The following is a 6848-nucleotide window of genomic DNA, read 5'->3' as shown; positions in this document are numbered from 1 at the left end:
AATCTTTAAAGACTTTTGACTCGTCTTGGCTTCACCATTACTGGCTCGACCGTGTTATAATCGTGTTAACGAATTTAACGAGGTTGTATAGGCTTTCAAACTATATAGTTGTCTAGGTTCAGTGGTGAAGGTAGTTAGCTCACAGAGCGGCTTTCGCCGATTCCGCGTCGCTGTTTCCCTCGACCGCTTTACTAATATAACCCGGCGGCCTAGTATTGTCAACCCCCTAAACCGAAATTAGTTCGATCTAGTGTGGGTAAGGATCTGAGCCTCTTCATCACTGCTTTTGACAATATTCATCCAATTTATTTGATGATTTTGTGGTTTTCGGATTGGCGAATAGGCAGCTACAAGCCTTATGGGTAAAGACTCTAGAGATTTTTTAGAGGTTAAAAAAATATTTTCAGTGGGTCTAATACTTATTAGCGATTCCCAGCAGTAAATATATCCTCGCTGTTGGTTTCTACACTTTAACTGTCGATCGATGTATTGCCTGGATCGACAAACTGACAGATCGAGGGTTGAGTGACTTTTATAGGTTGGGTGGAGGCACGAAACCTAACGCACTTACTGTTCGATCGACGAGCGCGTCATACGATCGAGTCTAAATATTGATGCGATTGGGTTTAGCTTGCCGTGACTACGGCAGGCTAAATCAAAGATTATGTGTAAGTCGCAAGTCGCTCTAGCCAACTTACGAATTAATAGCTATCGTCATCGACATGAGCATGAACTGTTAGCTCGTGGTTAACTTGATTGAGTCGATCGGATATTGCTTTGCGCCACTCTAAACTAATATCGGGATCGGCTAATACTTCTTGTGCTGATTGACGATAAGTCGCGCTAGTAGCTGCATCGACACGATCGACCTTTGCTAGATTTTCGTAGATAGTTTGTAGAGATTGCATAATGTTTACCTCACTATATTTATTAATCGATGTCTGAACTGTGATGAGAATAATTAATAGATAGACTATGATTTCCTGATTGCAAATCATCATAATTCATCATCACATCATCCCAGATCGCAGTTCAGACAATATTTATGGCAGATCGGTACTGCCCATCAGATATAGATCGCATTCGCGTGCGGCACCGCGACCTTCATTAAATGCCCAGACGACTAAGCTTTGACCGCGCCGACAATCGCCAGCGGCAAACACGCCAGGGATACTGGTGGTGTATTTTTCATGCTCGGCTTTGATATTGCTGCGAGGATCTTTTTCTAGTCCTAGTGCGTCAATGAGCGGTTGTTCGGGGCCGAGGAAACCCATTGCGAGGAGTACGACTTGGGCGGGGTTGACTTTTTCGGTGCCTGGGACGTGTTTGAGTGCGAATTGTCCCTGTTCGTTGCGCTCCCATTGGACTTGAACGGTATGCACGGCTGTGACATTACCATCTGTGTCGCCTTCAAATTTGGTGGCGGTGGTGAGATAGGCGCGAGGATCGTGTCCAAATTTTGCGGCGGCTTCTTCTTGTCCGTAGTCCATTTTGTAAACCTTCGGCCATTCCGGCCAAGGATTGTCGGCAGCACGTTTGAGTGGGGGTGTGGGCATGATTTCTAGTTGCTCGACGCTGTTGCAACCGTGGCGGATGGAGGTGCCGACGCAATCTGTACCCGTGTCGCCACCGCCGATGATGATGACATTTTTACCTGCGGCGGAGATGAAGTTACTATTTTCTCGACCATCTAAGACGGCTTGGGTATTAGCGGTGAGGAAGTCCATCGCGAAGTGGATGCCTGTGAATTCGCGTCCGGGAATGGGAAGATCGCGGGGTTTGGTGGCTCCAGTGCAGAGGACGACGGCATCGTATTCTTGACGAAGGTCGGCAGCAGTAAGATCTTTGCCGACTTCGACGTTGCATTTGAAGGTGATGCCTTCGGCTTCGAGGAGTTTAATTCGACGGAGGACGATTTGCTCTTTTTCGAGCTTCATATTGGGGATGCCGTACATTAGCAGTCCGCCTGGTCTGTCTGCGCGTTCTAAGACTGTGACCCAGTGCCCAGCTTGATTCAATTGGGCTGCGGCGCAGAGTCCAGCGGGGCCAGAACCAACGATCGCAATCTTTTTACCCGTGCGTTTTGCGGGAGGCTGGGGGACGATCCAGCCTTCTTCCCAGCCTTTATCGACGATCGAGTGTTCGAGGCTTTTGATGGTGACTGGAGACTTATGGATGCCCAGTACGCAGGAGCCTTCGCAGGGGGCTGGGCAGACTCTACCTGTGAATTCGGGGAAGTTATTAGTTTTGTGGAGTCTGTCGAGGGCTTCGCGCCAGAGTCCGCGATATACGAGGTCGTTCCATTCGGGGATGAGGTTACCGATGGGACAACCGCTAGCCATCCCGGAAACCATGCTCCCGGTGTGGCAAAAGGGGGTACCACAGTCCATGCATCTAGCTCCCTGTTGGCGGAGCTTGTCGTCGGGCATGGGGAGGTGGAATTCGTCCCAATTGTGAATGCGATCGACTGGCGAGATTTCGCCTTCGACTTCGCGCAGGTATTCAATAAATCCGGTTGGCTTGCCCATAGAGGTTAAATATAGTCGATTGAATAAATCTGTGGTGTGGATTAGCTTGCATCATTAAATCCAACTTGCTAGAAATATTCTAGGTCTGGGTATTTATATGGGTTCGAGCTATCACCGTTTCCAATTTTAATCCGATCGCATTAGTAGGATGGTTGATGGGTAAGGATCTGTAATAATTCTTGTGGAGATCGGAGCTGATTAGATCGATTTCTAAGTAGATCTGGGATTTAACATTTTGGTAGCAATTAAAGCTATATTAGGCAGTGTACATGGAGTCTCAGCTCTGTCCCCACCCCCAACTCCCCACTGTAGATGGATCTACTCCGCTCGTTACCGATTGGATTGTATTTAGAACAGCCGATTACTTGGTTGCATCGGCTCGATCCTAGAGTCAAACTTGGCTGGTTGTTGAGCTTTTTGCTAGCTCCGATTCTGGCTAGCGCGATGTGGAAATTAAGTTTGGTCGGCATATTAGTAATTATTAGCATTCTGGCGGGGATTCCTTGGCGCGCGCTCAAACAGCAGATGGGGTGGTTATTACTATTCGGTGGCGCGATTTTTATCGTCGGAATTTTTGCACCAGATAGCATTAATGTTACTCATCAACTGCGATCGCCACCAGATGCGGGGATGGAGATCGCGCAGCCTTATCAATATGTATTATTCAAACTCGATACAGGCGCGCTCCAGTTTAAAATCACCAGAAAATCGATCGATAATGCGATTTATGCCAGTAGTCTGATTTTTACTTCGGTTTACAGCACGACTGTTTATTTACTCACGACATCGCCTGAAGAAGTTGCCACGGGATTGGATGATTTAATGGCTCCTCTGCGCCGTTACAATGTCCCTGTCACTGAGATCGCGCTGACGCTCACTCTATCACTACGATTTATTCCCTTGGTATTGGAAGAGATCCAAAATTTAGTCCGCTCTGTTTATACGCGCGGTATCGATTGGCAAAAGTTAGGACTCAAAAATAGTGCGAAAGTTTGGCTGACTGTATCGGAAAAACTCCTAGAAAATCTCTTAAATCGCGCCGAACAAATCGCGATCGCGATGCAAGTACGCGGCTTTACAACTCCCAATACTCACAAGGTAGATTGGCATCAATTAAAGTTAAGAAAACTCGACTTTTTGGCAATGGCTGTTTTAGCGATTTTCTGGACAGCTAGATTTATTGTCGGCGGTCAAATTATTTAAATGAGGCGTTAGGCTCTAAGTTTGAGGTTTTAACCGGAGTTCGATGGCTGTAGACGATGCTCCATCAGAGCGGCTGTGCCTAAGGCCGGCTACACCAACGCCAACGAGCGATACTAAGCAACTTAATTCATGCTATGGTTGAGATCGATTGGCGATAATCATTCTCATAATTAATTCATGCTAGAGATTCAGCAATTAGCTGTCAATTACCGTGGCGTGCGTGCTTTGGAGCAAATTGACTTCCGGATCGAACCAGGTGAGCTGGTGGGGCTAATTGGGCCAAATGGAGCGGGTAAAAGCACACTGCTCAAGGCGATGTTGGGACTAATTCCGACCGCTAGCGGTACGATAAAATATTGTACTTGTCCGTTGTGCCAGCATTTGGAACGGGTGGCTTATGTGCCCCAAAGATCTCAGGTTGACTGGGATTATCCGATTACGGTTTGGAATGTAGTAATGATGGCGCGTACCCGTCAGCTAGGCTGGTTGCGTCGTCCGGGTGCGGCGGCTAAGGCGTTTGTCAATGGGGCACTCGATCGAGTCGGGATGCTCGATCTCAAAGATCGGCGGATTGGGGAGCTTTCTGGCGGGCAACAACAGCGCGTATTTTTAGCCCGCGCACTGGCGCAGCAAGCAGATTTATTCTTATTTGACGAGCCATTTACTGGCATCGATAAAAAAACCGAAGCTGTACTTCTGGAAGTTTTTGGAGAGCTGCGAACTGCGGGTAAAATTTTGCTAGTTAGTACCCATGAATGGGGAAAATCTTTGAGTCAACTCGATCGAATTTTGCTGCTCAATCAGAGTCTAATTGCTGATGGTTCGCCCTCTCAGGTAATGACTCCGGCTAATCTGCAACAAGCTTATGGGGTCTCCTTTCATCAGCATGGCAACCGAGATCCTGGAGCAGATTTATTCTGTTAGTAAAGTAAGTGGATGGTGGATAGTGAATAGTGGATAGTGAATAGTGTTGATATTTTTTATTGAATTGCAACTAAAATCTGTAACTAGCCAATTGGGTTAATCGCTTGCTCGATCGACGCTCGATCTTAAATTCGATCGCATCTTATACCAACATGTGAAAACGATTAAAACTATCCACTATCCACTAAAAAACTAGTAACCTTATTTTAACACAAGATCTGAGTATGCTAAATTTTCTCGTCGAGCCTTGGCAATATGAATTCATGCGAAATGCGATCGGCATTGGCATTCTCGTTGGGATCTTATGTCCGGTTGTCGGTAGTTATCTGATCGTCCAACGAATGGCACTGTATGGAGATGTAATTGCTCACGCTGTATTGCCAGGATTATCGCTTTCGTTTTTCTTGGGCATCGATATTGCGATCGGGGCGTTTATATCTGGAATATTGGGTGCGAGGACTATTTCCTGGATTCAATCGCAATCGAGAGTCAAGGTAGATGCGGCAATGGCTCTAACCTTTTCTAGTTTCTTTTCAGTCGGAATTATCTTAATTTCTATACTCAGAAATAATATCGATTTAGATAGTTTTCTGTTTGGGGATATTTTGGGTACGACTACAACCGACATCTATCGAACGGCGATTGTCACTGTGTTAATTCTGACAGTAGTTTGGTTATCTTATCAAGAGTTATTATTCTATACATTCGATCGCACTGGAGCTGAAGCAATGGGCTTACCAGTTAGGATGATTCATCTCGGATTTATGTCTGCAATTACGCTGACAATTATTGCTAGTATGCAGGCTGTCGGTGTAATTTTAGTAATTTCGCTATTAGTGGGGCCAGCTTTGACGGCATATTTACTCGTAAAAGAGCTGCATCAAATGATGATTGTGGGTGCAATTATCGGTGCATTTGCGAGTATGAGTGGAGTATATATTAGTTTTTATCTCAAGCACGTACCATCTGGTCCGGCGATCGTCATTGTATCTTCGGGGTTATTTATTATCGCATTATTATTTAGTCCCTCTCAAGGTATTTTGACTCAGAGGTTTCGATTGCCTTCCTAATTAATCGTTATTAATAGTCAACGTATAATAAACAATATTAAGATTGCAAAGAACATTTTTTAACTAGATTTCAAAATTATGGGAAGTTGGCAAGCGATCGGAGCCTCAATCGTGTTTGTAAGTGTCATCGGCATCATCATTATGGAGTGGATGCCACTAGCGGTTGCGGCGATGCTGGGAGCATTAGTGTTAGTGGTTTCAAATATTTTGACACTCGATCGGGCGATCGGCTATATTGCGATCGCTCACCCCACACTGGGGCTATTTTTTGGGGTAATGGTGATGATTCGATCGTTACAACCCACTCGGATCTTTGAGTATTTAGCTACCCAAATTGCGATCTTAGCCAAGGGTAAAGGCAACAGTCTGTTACTGGGGATTGTGGCAATTACCACCCCAATTTGTACCGTCTTTCCAAGTGCTACCACCGTCATGCTGCTTGCCCCCTTGATTCCGCCGTTAGCCCAAGAAATCGGCATAGATTTCGTGCCCCTGCTGATTCTGATGGTATTTGTTGCCAATAGTGCGGACTTATTAACTTTGGTAGGAGATCCGGCAACTTTTATCGTGGGTAGTTCGATTAACATGACGTTTATTGATTATCTCCAAACACTCAATTTTGGCGGTGTATTGGCAGTATTAGTCGTCGTGGCAACTTTACCATTTTTATTTAAGAAGATCTGGAATACCAAACTTTCCCACCCTGAAACATTGCCCCTACCCAAGATCGAACATCGCCGCGCGCTAGATTTGTCGGGGCGGAAATCCTCAATCCTGGCTCGACTACGCCACTACCGCCGGAGGTACTACCGCTGTTCTATGCCATGATGTATGGAGCAACTTTAGGTGGTAATGGTACCCTAGTTGGTGCATCGGCGAATATTGTGGCAGCAGGTATCTCGGAGCAACATGGTAAACCGATTTCGTTTCAACGATTTCTCTACTATGGGTTGCCCACAATGGGGCTACAGCTAGTGGTGTTGGCTGCCTATGTGAGTGTTGCTTTTCTCCGTAAATAATTAATCCAAATTTAGTTATCGCCTCTGACTGCTGTAAAATCTCACTGGTGGCTGCTTGTTTTTGAATGATGTTGGCGATCGAGGGTTCGGTCACGCCAGTAGCG

5 protein-coding genes and 1 pseudogene are annotated in these 6848 nt (G+C 45.9%); 4 read left to right on the top strand and 2 right to left on the bottom strand.

The features are described 5' to 3' along the window. Positions 1-701 precede the first annotated feature (701 nt). Together Q0R35_RS11150 and gltD are read right to left on the bottom strand one after the other, a co-directional pair. Positions 702-908 (bottom strand): hypothetical protein, encoded by a 207-nt coding sequence (locus Q0R35_RS11150; RefSeq protein ID WP_295617695.1) that lies wholly within the window; start codon positions 906-908, stop codon positions 702-704. A gap of 135 nt (positions 909-1043) precedes the next feature. After that, positions 1044-2528 (bottom strand): glutamate synthase small subunit, encoded by a 1485-nt coding sequence (gltD, locus tag Q0R35_RS11145; RefSeq protein WP_295617692.1) that lies wholly within the window; start codon positions 2526-2528, stop codon positions 1044-1046. Between the two features lie 312 nt (positions 2529-2840). On the opposite strand from gltD, the gene Q0R35_RS11140 reads away from it, so the two are divergent. From Q0R35_RS11140 to Q0R35_RS11125, 4 genes and pseudogenes are all read left to right on the top strand, one after another. Continuing rightward, positions 2841-3731 (top strand): energy-coupling factor transporter transmembrane protein EcfT, encoded by an 891-nt coding sequence (locus Q0R35_RS11140; RefSeq protein WP_295617689.1) that lies wholly within the window; start codon positions 2841-2843, stop codon positions 3729-3731. Between the two features lie 177 nt (positions 3732-3908). Beyond that, complete coding sequence (locus tag Q0R35_RS11135) at positions 3909-4655, top strand: metal ABC transporter ATP-binding protein (RefSeq protein ID WP_295617686.1); 747 nt, start codon at positions 3909-3911, stop codon at positions 4653-4655. A 224-nt stretch (positions 4656-4879) separates the two neighbouring features. Beyond that, positions 4880-5725 (top strand): metal ABC transporter permease, encoded by an 846-nt coding sequence (locus Q0R35_RS11130; RefSeq protein WP_295617684.1) that lies wholly within the window; start codon positions 4880-4882, stop codon positions 5723-5725. Between the two features lie 78 nt (positions 5726-5803). Then, a pseudogene (locus Q0R35_RS11125) lies at positions 5804-6744 on the top strand (SLC13 family permease). The last annotated feature ends 104 nt before the right edge of the window (positions 6745-6848 follow it).

It is taken from the genome of Chamaesiphon sp. GL140_3_metabinner_50, assembly GCF_025361915.1.
Classification (GTDB): Bacteria; Cyanobacteriota; Cyanobacteriia; order Cyanobacteriales; family Chamaesiphonaceae; genus Chamaesiphon.
The sequence above is the reverse complement of the archived record's forward strand: the minus strand, read 5'-3'. Positions and strand labels throughout refer to the sequence as shown.

Coding starts and splice junctions, on each gene's coding strand:
- Q0R35_RS11140 (WP_295617689.1), top strand. CDS start 2,841: ATGGATCTACTCCGCTCGTTACCGATTGGATTGTATTTAGAACAGCCG.
- Q0R35_RS11130 (WP_295617684.1), top strand. CDS start 4,880: ATGCTAAATTTTCTCGTCGAGCCTTGGCAATATGAATTCATGCGAAAT.
- Q0R35_RS11150 (WP_295617695.1), bottom strand. CDS start 908: ATGCAATCTCTACAAACTATCTACGAAAATCTAGCAAAGGTCGATCGT.
- Q0R35_RS11135 (WP_295617686.1), top strand. CDS start 3,909: ATGCTAGAGATTCAGCAATTAGCTGTCAATTACCGTGGCGTGCGTGCT.
- gltD (WP_295617692.1), bottom strand. CDS start 2,528: ATGGGCAAGCCAACCGGATTTATTGAATACCTGCGCGAAGTCGAAGGC.